The sequence below is a fragment of the Legionella donaldsonii genome (assembly GCF_900452385.1).
GTDB lineage: Bacteria > Pseudomonadota > Gammaproteobacteria > Legionellales > Legionellaceae > Tatlockia > Tatlockia donaldsonii.
On record NZ_UGOA01000001.1, the window covers coordinates 2,565,640 to 2,580,988 of the forward strand.

A 15,349-nucleotide genomic window follows, 5' to 3' on the forward strand; every position below is an offset into this window, starting at 1 on the left:
AACAGCTAAAATGAGTGGTTAAACAAGAATATTCCCACAAAATTGCAAAACATTTTTTTTATGCTATAGAACATAGAGACGAATAATTTCTAACTGAGGTGAGCATGCATAGACATTTTGCCGAGCGTCTTAACAAAGAACTCGACGGTATTGGAGTACCACCTCGGACTGATGAGCGAATTGAGGTTTTTGCCAAACTTATTAAAATACCAAAATTTAAGGCAGAAGCCTTTTTGAATGGTATTACCATTCCCGATCCCACCCTGCTTAACCTCATTGCCCAAGAATTGGAAGTTAATCCTGAGTGGTTGATAGGAAAGAGCGAGCAGCGTCAGAAAAAAACACGTGCCTAAGATCTTCTTGGCTCTTTATAGCGCCTCTTCACATTGTTCAAGATTACAACTCATCCCAGTTTTCTTGATTGTCAGCAAAAAGCTGTAAACTATCCCAATCTTCAAATAAGGCCAAATGAAACAAGGCATCCCCTTCATTCACTAAAGGAATATTGGTTTTACCAATCACCAAACCATCACAGGGAGAACAAATTTTTACTTTATTGTTGCCCAAAGGATCTACAATCAAACAAAGTAATTCATCTTTATGGATTTTTGTACCAAGTAATTTGCTTTCTATAACCATGCCACTTTCCGCTGCTCTAACCCAAAACGTTGATTTTGCAACAGCTACTTCAGGTGGTGTTCTGGCAAGTGGCCTTCTTTGAGAAGGGGACAACATCTCCAGGTAGGTCATCACTTTTAAGATCCCCCGCACTCCTAGCTTGATAGATAACTCATCAAAACGTAATGCTTCACCCGCTTCATAAATAATCATCGGAATATCTAAATTATCTGTAGCATGGCGTAGGGAACCATCGCGCATGTTGGAAGGTACCATCACTGGTGCAGCGAACGCGTTGGCTAAAGCAGCAGATTGCGCGCACTGATGGCTATATCTTGTTTGGGGATAATTACTGCGATGAATTGCACCAGTATGCAAATCAATACCATGTGTTGAGTGCTCGACGATTTCTGTCATAAGCAAATTGGCAAGTTTGGAAGCCATTGAGCCTTGCTCGCGTCCAGGAAATTGACGATTCAAATCCCGCCGATCCGGCAAATAACGCGAGTGAAGGATAAAACCATAAACATTAACCACAGGAATTGTTAGCAGAGTACCTCGGATGCGCTTCAGTAGTGGGGAGTGGTGAAGCCTGCGAATGATTTCAACCCCATTAATCTCATCACCATGAATTGCTGCTGTCACAAAAAGAACAGGGCCCTCTTTCTTACCATGAAAAACATAAACCGGAACCTCAATGGGTGTCGAACTATATAACATGGACAAAGAGAGTTTGACACAACGGGATTGCCCCGCTTTGATAGATTCATTTGCAATGACAATTGGCTGTCTCGTAGTCATCCCTGGAACCGTCGGTTAATGCCTTTTGGCTTGGCATTTTTTTCAACATATTGAATAATTTTAGCAGCAATATTCACATGTGTCGCTTTTTCTATTCCTTCAAGCCCGGGCGATGAATTAATTTCCAATACCAAAGGACCATGCTTAGAGCGAATTAAATCAACCCCTGCCACTTTTAAGCCCATTGCTTTTGCAGCAGCAATCGCGATAGCCCGTTCTTGTGGGTCTAATTTGACTTTCACTGCTTTGCCACCCTGGTGCACATTGGCGCGAAAATCACCGTCTTTGGCCTGACGTTTGATGGCAGCCACTACTTTATCTCCTATCACGAAACAACGAATATCCGTACCGCGTGATTCTTCAATAAACTCTTGCACCAAAATATTGGCTGACATTTCCTTAAAGGCATTGATAATGCTCACTGCTGATTGATGGCTTTCTGCCAGAATTACCCCTTTTCCTTGAGTTCCCTCTAATAACTTAATAACTAATGGCGCTCCACCAACCATACGAATCAAGTCCTCTGTGTCATCAGGTGATTGTGCAAAACTGGTCAAGGGCATAGGAATCCCTTTACGTGCCAAAAGTTGCAAGGAACGAAATTTATCGCGCGAACGTGAAATGGCTATTGATTCATTAAGCGTGTACATCCCCATAGTTTCCATGTGCCTTAACAAGGCTGTTCCATAAAAAGTAATTGAAGCCCCAATACGGGGGATGACTGCATCAAATTTTGGTAAAGGGACACCGCCGCGGTAATGAACGTTTGGATTGGAAGCAGCTACATTCATATAGCAATTAAGGGGGTTAATGATACTAACCTCATGATTGGCTTCCTCCCCAGCCTCTTTTAAACGCTGATGTGAATATAACTGGGGGTTTGTGGCCAATATCGCGATTTTCATGAATAAATATTTCCTTGGTTATTTTTAATTTTATATTGGTATAAGCAAAGCCTAGCTCATAATTGAAGCCTTGCATTAAACTTCTTCCGCTACTCTACATCAGTGGAGTATTTGCTTGGTCGATAAGGGCGCTACGCTCCGTTTCTCCTTGCTCTACTCTCACTACAAAGCATGACAAGAGCCGTTTCTATTTTTATTTTTGAGACGACGGACAGTCCTCGTAGGAAATCAATTTTAATAACAAAGCCAGTAGCAGGAGCATAGTCTGGATAAAACTATCCAGACTAACCTGGCAGGAATATATGAATGCAACTACAGACTATTAGCGCGCCTTCGCAAGTGTTCTAAGAAACTAATAATTGATAATCTTGAACCAAAAAATCAGCCTTGTGCGGTGTTGTGAAAAAAGCACTTAAACCACCTTGTGGATTAAACACCATCACAGCTCCACTATGTTCTATATCATAATCATGAGCATTCTTAGCATTGGGATTTACGACTTTCGCATAAGCGATACCCATTTCGCGAGTCATCTTTTTCACCATCTCATTATCGCCTCTAGCGCCATAAAAATGGGGATGAAACGCTTTGACATAATGTCTAAGTTTATCCAGATCATCTCTGTCAGGATCAACAGAAACCATTACAATCTTGGGTAAAGGCTCTACTTTTTGTTCTTCAAGCAAACGATACATTTTAGCTAATTCTGCCATGGTAGTAGGGCATACATACCCACAGTTAGTAAAACCAAAAAAAATCATAGTCCACTGTCCCTGTAAACTAGCATTATTAAACGATTTGTTATCAATCCCTGTTAAGTCAAATTGGTTAATTTCCCGCGGTTTCTGCAGTAAAGTGCCATTAAATTGTTCAACATCAATTTTCTTTCTCGCATGAATATGTTGTGAAACAAATAACCCAGTAATTAGTGCGACGAAGGCAAACAAAACAGCCACTGTCAAAGCAATATGATTTTTGGCAGGCATTTCATCTCCTCAGACATAATGATCAATCAATAAAAATACAAATAACATCATTAGATAAACAATAGAAAACCGAAAGGTACGCATAGCAACAACTGGTTGTCCATCACGATACAGCGTAATTGCCCAATATAAAAAACGCAGGCCTAACAAAATAGCCCCGATAAGATATAAGTAACCGCTCATACCTATGACAAAAGGCAAAACACTTACCACCAACAGGAGAATAGTATACAAAAGTACATGCAATTTGGTAAATGGAATACCATGCGTCACTGGTAACATAGGAATTTCCGCATGCTTATACTCTTCAAAACGATAAATAGCCAAAGCCCAAAAATGGGGGGGAGTCCATGTAAAAATAATGAGTACCAAAAGCAGGGCTTGTGGATCTAAATGGTTTGTGACAGCAGTCCAGCCCAACAAAGGAGGTGCAGCACCAGCTAACCCGCCAATCACAATATTTTGTGGCGTCGCGCGCTTCAAATAGCCGGTGTATATCCCCGCATAACCTATTAAAGTTACAAAGGTGAGGACAGCAGTCAAGGTATTAACAAAAACAATGAGTATTCCCAAGCCAAGAACACCTAGTATCACCGCAAAATACAAGGCTTGCTTCACCGAAACCTTACCTTGCGCAACTGGCCTTTTTCGAGTACGGACCATGATGGCATCGATGCGTTTATCCACAAGATGATTAATCGCTGCCGCACTCCCTGCACACAACCCTATACCAACCAGGGAAGCCAATAAAATTGATAATGCTACCCAACCGGGAGTCGCTAAATACATTCCAACAACGACAGTAAGTAACATGAGCGCAACCACCTTGGGTTTGCATAGCTCTAAATAATCTCGCCAATCAACATTGAGACGAGGTTCTGTTTTAATGCTCATCACCAAGTCTCCTTTGAATAGATTTCTTTCCAAACTCTACGGTGGTGGGAAGAGGTCTAATAAGATAAAGCATCATCAATACCGTCGCCATCAACATTGCTGCCACTCCATTATGGGCAACAGCAACCCACAATGGAAGTAAGTAGATAACATTCATTACACCAAGAGCAAACTGCGTAATCACCAGCAAAATAGCCAGTAGAGTAATACGACGTAGAGATCTGCTATTGGTTTTAAATAACAATAATAACGACAGGCTCAAAACATACAACGCGGTCAGGACAGCGCCCAAACGATGAATATATTGGATAGTTGTTCTAATCTCACTGTCTAAAACACCACCTTGATAATTTGCTCCTACAGGGGCAAACAAATTAAATCCCTGCGAAAAATGTAATACAGGCCACCACTGTCCATTACACTGAGGAAAGCCAATACAAGAAATCCCGGCATAATTAGAACTCACCCAACCACCCAAAGCAATTTGACAAAATACGATTATCACCGCCAAGCCTACCCAGAATCTCCATTGCGGTAAACTGGCAGGAGTCACTGAACTCAATTGCAAACGAAACCGGCTTAAACAGGAAAAAATGAGTATCCCGCCTAATAAATGTCCCATCACAACAACCGGGAGCAATTTTAATGTAACCGTCCACATGCCTAAGGCTGCCTGAAATAAAACTAAAAATACTAAGGTTACGGGTAGCTGCCAAGGTAAGCGTCCACCCTGCAGACGACGCCAAAGAACATTCACCGCAATAAAGAGAATAAGTAACCCTAAAGTACCTGCGGCATAACGATGGGCCATTTCGGTCCAGGCTTTACGTGTTTCAATAGGACTGTAAGGATATTGATTCTGCGCTGACTCTAATGCTTTTTGTGCCTTGGGAAGCACCATATGACCATAACAACCTGGCCAATCCGGGCAACCTAAACCGGCATCGGTCAAGCGTGTATAAGCCCCCAACATAACAACGAACAAAGCTAGAATCACTGCGATTGTTGTTGCATAACGTACTGCTGTCAATTGCATGCGTTTAACCACTCTTTTCTGCTGTACTTAATAACTGTTTAAGATCATGGAATATATCCTGAGAACTAGCAGTCAATGCATAGGATAACACCAAATAATTATCAGGATTTGCTATAAACACACGTGCCTCAGGTTTCAAAATTGCCAAGGATTGTCGTTGCTCTTGAGACAGACGTAAGAAGTGAATGTCTTGTTCCTTAAAAGAATTCCTTAAAGACTCTGGTAATGCTTTGGTATTGTCTGCAAGAATCAACCACTGTTCTACTCCGTATAAACGCCGCCCCAGAGCCAGACGAATACGTGCGAGTTTATCGAGTTGATTAAGACAAGTTACCCCACAATCACCAGGACTCCACAATAAGAGACGCCATTTATTATTACTACTCATTGCGGGTACAAGAACCGCTGGTTGCAATAATTCACCCTTATTTGTCGTTGTGGTCCCTAGCCATTGCGGATGCCTATAATATAAATAAGCCGTTATCCCTGGCGTCATAAATATCAACGCCAGCAGTACCAAAACCATATAATTACGCTTATTCATCTTCATAGGTTTTCTTCAAATTTAAGGCAACAAATAAAATTAAAACAACAAAGGCAATGACAAACCATTGCAGAGCATAGGCATAATGTCGTTCAGGAGGCATTGCTACCACCGCCCATTCTCGCACATAGCCATCAGCTTCTGATTTATCGAGGCGAATGATAAACGGATAGACTGATTTATGCAAAAATCGACCTATTAATTTTGTGTTCAATTGTTCAATAATGGTTATTTTGCCTTTTTTTTCTACAGAAGGCCCTAATACCCAATTTTTCCCTACAGGATAATAGACACGGCCTGTCAAATGCGCAGGACTTGTAGGAGTCTTGACCTGCGGCAAGGTTCGTCGCGTTACATCCCCTTGAATCCAGCCCCGATCGATTAAAATAAGGTTACCAGAATCAAGTTTAAACAGAGTAAGCACATTATAACCGAAGTGGTGCTGATAATGCTGATTATCCAGCAATAAGATATCCGGTAGATAACGACCTTTTATGCTTACTGGTTGATATTGCCGCGGCTCTATCATGCCTGGTTGCCAGAGCGTGGGACTTTGGCTGGCAAGCGCTGCTTCTGCAGCGAGCATTTGCTTTTTCTCTTCTGCCCGCGCCAATTGCCAAAAGCCAAGACGGGCAAAAAGCAATATTGCTAGCAAAGCTAAAACCGTCATTCGCCAATCAGGCGTGAAACGGCGATTAAAACAGGTTAAACTGACCATCGTTTATTTCTTCTTAAGAACTCAATTAAAATTTGGAAGGTTTGGGGAGTTGCATACATGTCGCTCGCTTGAGTGTTTATGGCTTGATTTTCGAGCATCGCAGCGGAGCATAGCGCAGAAAACCAAACCATAAGCGTCAAGATAGTAGAAATGTAAACAGCCCTTAATAAAGACCAAGCCATTGCGGAGTATAACAAATGTTCACCAAAGCTATCATCCTTATTGTCATGCTGATTATTTTAGTCGCTTTAGGCAGCGGGCTCGTTTTTTTAGTGCGTGATGAGGGTAAAACAAAACGAACTGTCAAAGCGTTAACCTGGCGTATTGCTTTATCATTACTGTTATTCTTATTTCTCTTTCTGGCGTTTAGTATGGGTTGGATTCAACCTCATGCCATTTAACCAAACGCTACTGGGAAAGTGACTTGCTTTGTCGATGCGGTGCTTTATCCTCATGTACTGGCGTTGTACACTCCGGTTCTCTGCTTCGCGTCTTCTCGCAATTCACTCTCCTCAGCGAGTTTAGAAAAAGCCTAATGACAAAGTCTATCCAGGATAAGCTAATTATTTAGCCTGGATTTATACTTAAGAGAGACAAAAAATTTACACTCAATAATTTAACTAACTAAGGATAGAACTATGTACACACTGTACTCAGCGGGCACCCCTAATGGAATAAAACCAACCATTATGCTTGAAGAGTTAAAGGTCCCCTATGACATCAAGCGAATCAATATCAGCGAAGGTGAACAGTTCAAACCTGAATTTTTGAAAATCTCCCCTAATAATAAAATCCCGGTGATCTACGATCAAGAAAACGATTTTTATTTATTTGAGAGCGTCGCCATTCTTGAATATCTGGCAGATAAACATCAACAATTTTTGCCTAAAGATCTTAAACATCGATTTAATGTACTCAAATGGTGTTATTTCCAGGTAGGACATATAGGGCCTATGTTTGGTCAATATGGCCATTTTCACCGTTATGCACCAGAACAGGTGCCCTATGCTAAAAAGCGTTATGCTGATGAGGTTTTACGTTTAATGGCCGTCATGGATAAGGAATTAGTACAACATGCTTATATTAGTGGTACTGAATATACTATCGCTGATATGGCTATCTGGCCCTGGCTTTATTGCTATGAGACCTTCTATCAAGCAACCATTGATGCCAAACAATTCCCTCATTTAATGCAATGGTATCAAATGATTGCACAACGCCCACAGGTCAAGGCAGCGCTAGCAGCCTATAAAGACTAAACACTGTGCCGTATTAGCCTAATACGGCGCTGTTCATCCTTCAAAAATTGAAAAATAATGGTTATCGTAAGCGAGGTGGGGAGAAACCAGGGTCAGTTTAAGCGGGGTGCCGATTAAAATAGGAAAAAATTTTAGGGAGATTGCCAGACAATTGCCTCTTTGCTCATTTACAGAACGCGGTTTTAAATCTATCATTTGATTAATGTACACTAATCAACATGAGAAAAATGACGATGGCACAGGGCGGTAAGCGGGCGGGAGCCGGGCGACCCAAAGGTTCCAATATTTGGGGTGAACCCACAAAAGCGGTACGTATTCCTCTTTCACGGATCAATGGCGTTAGACAATTTCTTGAAGCCGGTAATGCAAGCTGCGCCCTGCCTCTTTATTCAAGCACTGTGCGAGCAGGCTTCCCCTCTCCGGCAGATGACCACATTGACTCTTTTCTCGATTTAAACAGTCATTTGATTAAACATCCAGCGGCAACTTTTTTTGTCATTGCGTCAGGAGATTCGATGCAAAATGCCGGTATTCAATCCGGTGATTTGTTGATCGTTGATAAAAGTTTGGAAGCAACTCATGGAAAAATTGTGATTGCTGCTATTGACGGGGAGTTAACCGTTAAACGGCTTTCACGTCTGGCTAATCGAATCCAGTTGCTACCTGAAAATGAGGGCTATCCAGCGATTGATATCACTAACGAGCAAGAGCTTGTCATCTGGGGTGTAGTGACTCACGTTATACACCAAGCAGGTTAATATGTATGCTCTGATTGACTGTAATAATTTTTATGCCTCCTGCGAGCGTCTCTTCAGGCCCGACTTGCATAACAAACCTATCGTTATTCTCTCCAATAACGATGGGGCAATTATCTCACGTTCGAACGAAGCCAAAGCGTTAGGAATCAAAATGGGAGAACCTTACTTTAAAGTCAAAGGATTTTGTAAACAGCATAAAGTTCATGTTTTTTCCTCCAATTACACGCTCTATAGAGATCTGTCACAACGAGTCATGTCTGTCATTGAAGAATTTTGGCAAGATATGGAAATTTACTCTATTGATGAAGCATTTTTAGATTTAAGCACGATGCCATCTTCTCTCCATGATAACTTCTGCATCACCCTTCAAAAACGCATTTTGCAATACACCGGAATTCCTACTTCTATAGGTATCGGTAGTACAAAAACGCTAGCAAAAATAGCCAATCATCTTTGTAAGACAGAACTCAAAATTGCAGTTTTTAATATCAGCAGACCACAAGATTGGCTTAAGAAAATTAATGTTGGGGAAGTTTGGGGCATTGGGCGACAATGGCAGAAAAAGCTAATACAGCGAGGGATTCATACTGCCTATGACCTGGCGAGTACAAATGTCCATTTGCTCAGAAAACAATACAATGTCATCCTGATGCGAACCGCAATGGAATTGCAGGGAATTTCTTGTTTAAGCCTGGAAGAAGTTGAACCCAGGCACTCTATTCTTTCTTCACGTTCCTTTGGCAGCATGCAAACTGACTTCCAGCATCTTGCTCAAGCAATTAGCAGCCATTGCGCCATTGCCTGTGAGAAATTACGCCGACAGCATTTGCTAGTGAAATCGCTATCCATCTTTGTAAAAACAAACCGTTTTCGTGCCGATTTAGCCCAATATCATCAATCTATCACTATAAAACTGGAGATGCCAACGGATGATTTACGCTTAATTACCCATTATGGTAAAGAAGGGTTACGTCAAATATACAAAGCGGGTTTTCAATATAAAAAAGTGGGCATTTGCTTAGAGGAACTCATAAGCAAAGCGCATCTGCAACTGGATATTTTCCACCAGCCGCAAAAGAAATTCGAAAAAACAGAGCAAATTATGACGGTACTTGAGGCGATTAATCACAAATACGGTCGCCATTCTATTAAACTGGCTGCAGAAGGTTATTCAAAAACGTGGGCTATGAAATCGGAATTAAGATCACCAGCCTACACAACCCGTTGGTCTGACTTAGCCAAGGTTAAAAGCTAAATTTTATTGACTGTACATCAACAATTATCTATTTAAAATCGCCCGATTTACTTGACAGTATTAATTTTTACTATCTACACTATTGAGTGCTGAAAGTGGGATTATTAAGGCACAGCTTAATCGCTTATAATAATATATTATCCATTGATTAAAAAGGAATTTTTATGAAAAAAGTAACTGGTACTGCATTAGCATTCGGCGCAGCAGCTATATTCTCCGTAGCGCCTGTCTTTGCATCATCTGCTTCTGATGCTCCTATGGTTCAGTGCAAAGGCGTTAATGCTTGTAAAGGCCAAAGCGCTTGCAAAACTGCTAACAATTCTTGTAAAGGTCAAAACGCCTGTAAAGGTCAAGGTGTTACTATGATGACCCAAGATGCGTGCCAAAAAGCTGGTGGCACAACAGATGCTGGCAGCTCTACAACCCAACAATAATTAATTATTACCAGGCATGCAAAAGCATGCCTGGTTTTTATCAATAAGTCCTTATGAATTCTATTCTCAAAGAGCCGCAAAAAATGCCCTACCTCGGGTTTGGTTTAGGGTTACGTCCTGAGCATTATGAAGAAATACTACAACAAAAACCGTCTCTGGATTGGCTTGAGATCATTACTGAGAACTATTTAATACCCGGCGGTAAGCCACTCTATTATTTGGATAAAATTCGCCAGGATTACCCTCTTGTGATGCATGGCGTATCATTATCTCTTGGCAGCACCGATCCGCTCGATAAAACTTATCTCAAAGAAGTAAAATTACTGGCTGAACGTATTGAACCGGTTTGGATTTCCGATCATTTATGCTGGACAGGCATTCATGGGCTAAACATGCACGATTTATTACCCCTGCCCTATACTGAGGAAGCCATTAATCACCTTGCTTCTCGCATTATTGAAATACAAGATTATTTAGGTCGGCAAATTCTTATTGAGAATGTTTCCAGCTACCTCACCTTTCTCCAATCAGACCTCACGGAATGGGAATTCATTACAGAAATTTCCAATCGCGCCGATTGTTATATTTTATGTGATGTCAATAACATCTATGTCAGTTCAGTCAATCACCATTTTAATGCCCTTGAGTACATTAATGGCATACCACCCCGACGCGTAGCCCAGATTCATCTTGCCGGCCATTCCGACCATGGTGATTACATTATTGATACTCATGATGCCCCAATAGTCAAACCTGTGTGGGATTTATATGCCAAGGCTATTGAACGTTTGGGACCGGTTTCAACGATGATAGAGCGGGATGACAATATTCCTCCCCTGTCGGATTTATTAGTTGAATTAAATCAAGCTAGAAACATTGCAAACAACCTTTCCATCAAAGAGTTAGCAATATGACTGATTTACATCACTTACAAGATAGCTTACAAAACTACTTACTCAAGAACCCAAGCGATATTCAAACAGCCATTGTAACCAGCAATAAAGTACCTGCAGCTAAGCGTCTGGCTATTTATGGAGAGGCTTATCGTCTCCGCCTTCTTGAAGCATTGGCTACTAATTACCCTATTCTCAAACACCACCTGGGTGACGATGCCTTCCAGAAAATAGGCGAGAACTATATCCATAGTCACCCCTCCTGTTATCGTTCAATTCGTTGGTTTGGTGATAAATTTGCTGAGTATTTAGCAGGTGACAACAATACTAATTATCCTTATCTAGCCGAACTTGCCCAATTTGAATGGCATATGGCACTAGCCTTTGATGCCGCGGATACCAGGCTAATCCGTATTGAAGACATGGCTACCCTACCGCCAGAATCTTGGCCTACTATGCAGTTTCTTACTCATCCATCGCTACACCGCCTCAATTTTTTCTGGAATGTTGTCTCGCTCTGGCAAGCTCTGGCAAATGAACAACCCTTCACTGAGAAAGAGCTGGTAATGAATAGTAACCCATTGCCATGGGTTGTTTGGCGTAATGAGTATACCATTCGGTTTTATTCCTTAGCCGAGGACGAAGCCTGGGCTCTTGATGCCCTAATCCAAGGACTGAGTTTCGGTGAATTATGTGCAGGGCTCTGTGAATGGGTAGAGGAACAAGAGGTAGGCATGCGAGCTGCCTCATTATTAAAAGGTTGGATACAATCAGGTTTATTGGCAGAAATAAAACTCAATTAAGAGAGTACCCCGTAATAAACAATTTGAGCCCGCATCATGCCGCGCTAAGGCTTTTCTATGCAACTTGATTTTCTGGACATTATCCTAGCCTTTTTTGAAGGCTTCGCCTTAATTATTTCACCTTGTATTCTGCCTATTTTGCCTATTATTCTTGCCGGTTCTTTCGCGGGCAGCAAGAAACGTCCGATGGGTATTATTATAGGTTTTGTTATAACATTTACCCTCTTCGCATTTTTTTCACGTCAATTGGTTCAATACTCGGGCATCGATCTCAATATCATTCGTCATTTTTCTTACGGCATACTACTGTTATTAGGCATTATTATGCTTTCAACTTATCTCACAGAAAAATTTAGCCATCTGACGCAGCGCTTGGTTGGAGTAAGCTCAGGCTTCTCTGCCGCAACCAATCCACAAGGCGGACTGATAAGTGGTTTTTTCTTTGGCGCTTTGGTCGCAATTATCTGGACACCCTGTGCAGGCCCTATCCTTGCAGCAATTATCGTCCAAACAGTGATCCAGCAAACAACTATCATCAGCTTTCTCAGTCTCCTGGCTTTTAGCCTGGGGGCCGCCATACCGATGCTAATCATCGCGCTTTATGGCATAACCATTATGGATAAATTCACTTTTTTCAAAACAAGAACATCTCTTTTCCGCAAAATTCTAGGACTAATCATTATTGCAAGTGTTGCCTATATGATTTATCAAGAACGAGGAGAGGCCACTTCCACAACAACAGCCAAGACAAGTATTCAAACCGCTACGACATTGCAAAATGGTTTATGGCTTCCTTATAAAGCACCTGAAATAAGCAGTATAGAAGCCTGGATAAACTCAGTTCCTTTGCAATTGACCAATCTAAAAGGCAAAGTCATTCTCGTTGATTTTTGGACATACTCTTGTATTAATTGTGTCCGTACCCTCCCTTATCTTAAAAACTGGTATGACAACTATCACGATAAAGGCTTGGTTATTATCGGTGTACATAGTCCTGAATTTGATTTTGAAAAAAATCTGGACAATGTTAACAATGCGGTGAAACGTAACGGCATTCAATACCCGGTCGCCCTCGACAATCAATTTGTAACCTGGCGCAATTTTAATAATCATTATTGGCCTGCTCATTATTTAATTAATAAAGAAGGGGATGTTGTCTATAAACATTTGGGTGAAGGGGACTATGAGATCACTGAAAACAACATCCGATTTCTATTGGGGATCGGCGGGCTTGCCATGCCTACTGAGGCCAGCACCGATCATCCATCACTCGCTGAGACACCAGAAACGTATTTAGGTTATGCACGCGCAGACAGGAATGCCAGCCCCTACCCATTAATTCATGATAAACCCGCACAGTATAGCTTCCCAGAACAATTCCCCTCTAATAGCTGGGGCTTACAAGGACTGTGGCAGGTGATGCCTGATAAAATTATTTCCATGCAAGCCAATGCAGCTATAAAAATTCAATTTAATGCCCGTAAAGTTTTTGTAGTAATGGGGAATACGTCCTCAAAACCCATTCAGGTGAAACTGCTTCTAGATGGTCGAATGATCACGACAGAGAAAGGTAAAGATGTTATAAACAGCAGCATTAACGTCAACAAACATTCTATTTATGAACTGGTCGTTTTACCTCATTTTGCCGACGGTCTTTTACAAATAACAGCGACTGAACCCGGGCTTGCTATCTATACTTTTACCTTTGGCAGTTAAGGTTCCTAACTCGTTTTGCTGGACAGCTGCCACCGTAAAAAACGGTTTGCCTTTCCCGTACTGGCGGCAGCTACCAGCTCATTAATATTTATTTTCGCACAATCAAATTATTTTCCACACCTTTAACGCCATTGACTTTACTCGCTACATCTCCTGCTGTATCACTTTGGCGAATGGTCTTCACATAACCACTTAGTAATACAATACCATTATGTGCTTCCACATGAATACGAACTGGAGCAAGTTCAGGCGTGTTTATGAAGGCTGTATTGACCGATGCAGTCAATGATTCATCAGAAAGCCGTGGCTGGAACAAATTTCCTCCACTAAACATTTGACAACCGGTTAAGAGTGAAAAACCCAGAGCAATTAACATACCTTGATAATATTTTCTCATCATTTCCCCTTTTTTATTGTTATTCATGCTCCAAGATCACATGAGTTGTTTTAATTTTTTCCAAATAGCCCTTCTTTATTAGCAAGAAGCGTGCGTAAATGATCTATTTCTTTGAGTAATTCAAGTGCAAGCCCTGCACCAGCGACATTAATACCTAAATCTCTGTTTAATTGTAATACAGTACGAATGCAACGCAATGCTTCATTATCAAATTGCCATTCATCGTTTTCATTTTTATGGATACTAATAATGCCTTCATCGATAATTTCCATAATTATTTCTCTGGGTACTCCCAAAGAAGAAGTAATTTCATGCAAAGACAAGTAAAACCATTCTTCACAAGTTTCAGTGGGTGCTTTTCTAGACTCAGTCATTACTAACTCCCAATTTTTCTCGTGGATTAAATTTTGTAGTCCCTGCCATTTGCTGATATAGGCTGGTCAACTGTTCATTCTCTTCGTCAGGAATAACTATTTGTAGAATGACATATTGATCCCCTGGAGGATTACCCGGCAAGCCTCTTCCCTTAAGACGCATTTGTTTTCCGGCTTGCGCTAATTTAGGAATTTTTAAATTGACCGGCCCGGCCAGTGTCGGAACTTTGATTGAAGCGCCGAGTGCTGCTTCCCAGGGCGTAACAGGGACTTGTAAATGAATATCTTTTTTCTGTAAGTGAAACCAGGGATGAGGGGCAATATGAATTTCAATGTATAAATCACCCGCTTGCTGGCCAGCTCCTTTGCCGCCTTGACCTTTTAATCGTATCTGCTGTTTATTACCAATACCTGGAGGGATTTTTACTTTAATCGCTCGTAGTTGATAATCCATGAATCCTTGATTATTCATCACTGGCATTTGTAATTGCAGCGTTTTTTCAGCGCCATTAAAACTATCTTCAAGACTAATTGTTAATTTGGCATGCACATCACGCCCCTGATCATAATAGGAAGCCTGTTGCTGCTGCTGACGTTCACGAAAAATGCTGTTGATAAAATCCTCAAAGTCAGCGGTATTGCCTTCGTTAAAATGATAATACCCACCCTGATCTGATTGCGGCCTATAGGCTTGTCCCTGTTGTTGCTCTTTCCAGTATTGGCCATACTGATCGTATTTAGCGCGTTTCTCCGGATCGCTCAAAACACTATAAGCCTCACCCAATTCTTTAAACTTGGCTTCAGCATCAGCTTCTTTGCTGACATCAGGATGGTATTTGCGCGCAAGCTTTCGATAAACGCGTTTAATATCTTCTTGGCTGGCACTACGTTCAAGTCCCATTATCTGGTAATAGTCTTTATATTCCATAACCCTGGTTAGTAAATGATTTTCTTCATT

General features: G+C 41.3%; 19 protein-coding genes. 9 read left to right on the forward strand and 10 right to left on the reverse strand.

The features are described from left to right. The first annotated feature begins 104 nt into the window (after positions 1-104). Positions 105-353, forward strand: a complete 249-nt coding sequence (locus tag DYC89_RS11650) for a hypothetical protein (RefSeq protein WP_115221936.1) — start codon at positions 105-107, stop codon at positions 351-353. 43 nt (positions 354-396) lie between these two features. Here DYC89_RS11650 and DYC89_RS11655 read toward each other — a convergent pair whose 3' ends face one another. From DYC89_RS11655 to DYC89_RS11685, 7 genes are all read right to left on the reverse strand, one after another. After that, entirely contained in the window at positions 397-1,419 is a 1,023-nt protein-coding gene (locus DYC89_RS11655) for a succinylglutamate desuccinylase/aspartoacylase family protein (protein ID WP_228363381.1), read from the reverse strand. Next, a complete protein-coding gene (gene rimK / locus DYC89_RS11660) occupies positions 1,416-2,324 on the reverse strand; it encodes a 30S ribosomal protein S6--L-glutamate ligase (RefSeq protein ID WP_115174655.1) in 909 nt (302 codons plus the stop codon). The genes DYC89_RS11655 and rimK overlap by 4 nt, the downstream gene beginning before the upstream one ends. Positions 2,325-2,668: 344 nt before the next feature. Further along, entirely contained in the window at positions 2,669-3,310 is a 642-nt protein-coding gene (locus DYC89_RS11665; protein ID WP_115221937.1) for an SCO family protein, read from the reverse strand. A 9-nt stretch (positions 3,311-3,319) separates the two neighbouring features. Then, positions 3,320-4,204, reverse strand: a complete 885-nt coding sequence (cyoE, locus tag DYC89_RS11670) for a heme o synthase (RefSeq protein ID WP_115221938.1) — start codon at positions 4,202-4,204, stop codon at positions 3,320-3,322. Beyond that, the gene (locus DYC89_RS11675; RefSeq protein WP_115221939.1) at positions 4,194-5,240 is read right to left on the reverse strand and encodes a COX15/CtaA family protein; all 1,047 of its coding nucleotides are present in this window, start codon (positions 5,238-5,240) and stop codon (positions 4,194-4,196) included. Before DYC89_RS11675 ends, cyoE begins: the two co-directional genes overlap by 11 nt. A gap of 4 nt (positions 5,241-5,244) precedes the next feature. Next, complete coding sequence (locus DYC89_RS11680; RefSeq protein ID WP_115221940.1) at positions 5,245-5,790, reverse strand: hypothetical protein; 546 nt, start codon at positions 5,788-5,790, stop codon at positions 5,245-5,247. Beyond that, the gene (locus DYC89_RS11685) at positions 5,777-6,502 is read right to left on the reverse strand and encodes an SURF1 family protein (RefSeq protein ID WP_115221941.1); all 726 of its coding nucleotides are present in this window, start codon (positions 6,500-6,502) and stop codon (positions 5,777-5,779) included. Before DYC89_RS11685 ends, DYC89_RS11680 begins: the two co-directional genes overlap by 14 nt. Before the next feature lie 197 nt (positions 6,503-6,699). Here DYC89_RS11685 and DYC89_RS11695 point away from each other — a divergent pair, with 197 nt between their 5' ends. From DYC89_RS11695 to DYC89_RS11730, 8 genes are all read left to right on the forward strand, one after another. Next, entirely contained in the window at positions 6,700-6,903 is a 204-nt protein-coding gene (locus DYC89_RS11695) for a twin transmembrane helix small protein (RefSeq protein ID WP_058447043.1), read from the forward strand. A gap of 237 nt (positions 6,904-7,140) precedes the next feature. Further along, positions 7,141-7,761, forward strand: a complete 621-nt coding sequence (locus DYC89_RS11700; protein ID WP_115221943.1) for a glutathione S-transferase N-terminal domain-containing protein — start codon at positions 7,141-7,143, stop codon at positions 7,759-7,761. A 233-nt stretch (positions 7,762-7,994) separates the two neighbouring features. Then, complete coding sequence (locus tag DYC89_RS11705; protein WP_115222745.1) at positions 7,995-8,519, forward strand: LexA family protein; 525 nt, start codon at positions 7,995-7,997, stop codon at positions 8,517-8,519. A 1-nt stretch (position 8,520) separates the two neighbouring features. After that, positions 8,521-9,774 carry a Y-family DNA polymerase gene (locus DYC89_RS11710; protein WP_115221944.1) on the forward strand — a complete coding sequence of 418 codons (1,254 nt, stop codon included), beginning with the start codon at positions 8,521-8,523 and terminating at the stop codon, positions 9,772-9,774. Between the two features lie 164 nt (positions 9,775-9,938). After that, on the forward strand, positions 9,939-10,208 hold the full coding sequence (locus DYC89_RS11715; RefSeq protein ID WP_115221945.1) for a hypothetical protein: 270 nt from the start codon (positions 9,939-9,941) through the stop codon (positions 10,206-10,208). A 53-nt stretch (positions 10,209-10,261) separates the two neighbouring features. Further along, positions 10,262-11,122, forward strand: coding sequence for a DUF692 domain-containing protein (locus DYC89_RS11720; protein ID WP_115221946.1), 861 nt, complete (start codon positions 10,262-10,264; stop codon positions 11,120-11,122). Further along, positions 11,119-11,904, forward strand: a complete 786-nt coding sequence (locus DYC89_RS11725) for a DNA-binding domain-containing protein (protein WP_115221947.1) — start codon at positions 11,119-11,121, stop codon at positions 11,902-11,904. The genes DYC89_RS11720 and DYC89_RS11725 overlap by 4 nt, the downstream gene beginning before the upstream one ends. 57 nt (positions 11,905-11,961) lie before the next feature. Continuing rightward, positions 11,962-13,620 carry a cytochrome c biogenesis protein CcdA gene (locus tag DYC89_RS11730; RefSeq protein WP_115221948.1) on the forward strand — a complete coding sequence of 553 codons (1,659 nt, stop codon included), beginning with the start codon at positions 11,962-11,964 and terminating at the stop codon, positions 13,618-13,620. A gap of 88 nt (positions 13,621-13,708) precedes the next feature. Here the strand turns inward: DYC89_RS11730 and DYC89_RS11735 are convergent, their stop codons facing one another. The 3 genes from DYC89_RS11735 to DYC89_RS11745 are packed head-to-tail and all read right to left on the reverse strand — an operon-like array spanning position 13,709 to position 15,319. After that, the gene (locus DYC89_RS11735; protein ID WP_115221949.1) at positions 13,709-14,044 is read right to left on the reverse strand and encodes a BON domain-containing protein; all 336 of its coding nucleotides are present in this window, start codon (positions 14,042-14,044) and stop codon (positions 13,709-13,711) included. A 23-nt stretch (positions 14,045-14,067) separates the two neighbouring features. Further along, complete coding sequence (locus DYC89_RS11740; protein ID WP_115221950.1) at positions 14,068-14,391, reverse strand: chaperone modulator CbpM; 324 nt, start codon at positions 14,389-14,391, stop codon at positions 14,068-14,070. Next, a complete protein-coding gene (locus tag DYC89_RS11745) occupies positions 14,384-15,319 on the reverse strand; it encodes a DnaJ C-terminal domain-containing protein (protein ID WP_115221951.1) in 936 nt (311 codons plus the stop codon). The genes DYC89_RS11740 and DYC89_RS11745 overlap by 8 nt, the downstream gene beginning before the upstream one ends. Positions 15,320-15,349 lie beyond the last annotated feature (30 nt).

What these genes read in the sequence shown, in the direction of transcription:
- DYC89_RS11650 (WP_115221936.1), top strand. Translation starts at nt 105, where the DNA reads ATGCATAGACATTTTGCCGAGCGTCTTAACAAAGAACTCGACGGTATT.
- DYC89_RS11655 (WP_228363381.1), bottom strand. Translation starts at nt 1,419, where the DNA reads ATGACTACGAGACAGCCAATTGTCATTGCAAATGAATCTATCAAAGCG.
- rimK (WP_115174655.1), bottom strand. Translation starts at nt 2,324, where the DNA reads ATGAAAATCGCGATATTGGCCACAAACCCCCAGTTATATTCACATCAG.
- DYC89_RS11665 (WP_115221937.1), bottom strand. Translation starts at nt 3,310, where the DNA reads ATGCCTGCCAAAAATCATATTGCTTTGACAGTGGCTGTTTTGTTTGCC.
- cyoE (WP_115221938.1), bottom strand. Translation starts at nt 4,204, where the DNA reads ATGAGCATTAAAACAGAACCTCGTCTCAATGTTGATTGGCGAGATTAT.
- DYC89_RS11675 (WP_115221939.1), bottom strand. Translation starts at nt 5,240, where the DNA reads ATGCAATTGACAGCAGTACGTTATGCAACAACAATCGCAGTGATTCTA.
- DYC89_RS11680 (WP_115221940.1), bottom strand. Translation starts at nt 5,790, where the DNA reads ATGAAGATGAATAAGCGTAATTATATGGTTTTGGTACTGCTGGCGTTG.
- DYC89_RS11685 (WP_115221941.1), bottom strand. Translation starts at nt 6,502, where the DNA reads ATGGTCAGTTTAACCTGTTTTAATCGCCGTTTCACGCCTGATTGGCGA.
- DYC89_RS11695 (WP_058447043.1), top strand. Translation starts at nt 6,700, where the DNA reads ATGTTCACCAAAGCTATCATCCTTATTGTCATGCTGATTATTTTAGTC.
- DYC89_RS11700 (WP_115221943.1), top strand. Translation starts at nt 7,141, where the DNA reads ATGTACACACTGTACTCAGCGGGCACCCCTAATGGAATAAAACCAACC.
- DYC89_RS11705 (WP_115222745.1), top strand. Translation starts at nt 7,995, where the DNA reads ATGGCACAGGGCGGTAAGCGGGCGGGAGCCGGGCGACCCAAAGGTTCC.
- DYC89_RS11710 (WP_115221944.1), top strand. Translation starts at nt 8,521, where the DNA reads ATGTATGCTCTGATTGACTGTAATAATTTTTATGCCTCCTGCGAGCGT.
- DYC89_RS11715 (WP_115221945.1), top strand. Translation starts at nt 9,939, where the DNA reads ATGAAAAAAGTAACTGGTACTGCATTAGCATTCGGCGCAGCAGCTATA.
- DYC89_RS11720 (WP_115221946.1), top strand. Translation starts at nt 10,262, where the DNA reads ATGAATTCTATTCTCAAAGAGCCGCAAAAAATGCCCTACCTCGGGTTT.
- DYC89_RS11725 (WP_115221947.1), top strand. Translation starts at nt 11,119, where the DNA reads ATGACTGATTTACATCACTTACAAGATAGCTTACAAAACTACTTACTC.
- DYC89_RS11730 (WP_115221948.1), top strand. Translation starts at nt 11,962, where the DNA reads ATGCAACTTGATTTTCTGGACATTATCCTAGCCTTTTTTGAAGGCTTC.
- DYC89_RS11735 (WP_115221949.1), bottom strand. Translation starts at nt 14,044, where the DNA reads ATGAATAACAATAAAAAAGGGGAAATGATGAGAAAATATTATCAAGGT.
- DYC89_RS11740 (WP_115221950.1), bottom strand. Translation starts at nt 14,391, where the DNA reads ATGACTGAGTCTAGAAAAGCACCCACTGAAACTTGTGAAGAATGGTTT.
- DYC89_RS11745 (WP_115221951.1), bottom strand. Translation starts at nt 15,319, where the DNA reads ATGGAATATAAAGACTATTACCAGATAATGGGACTTGAACGTAGTGCC.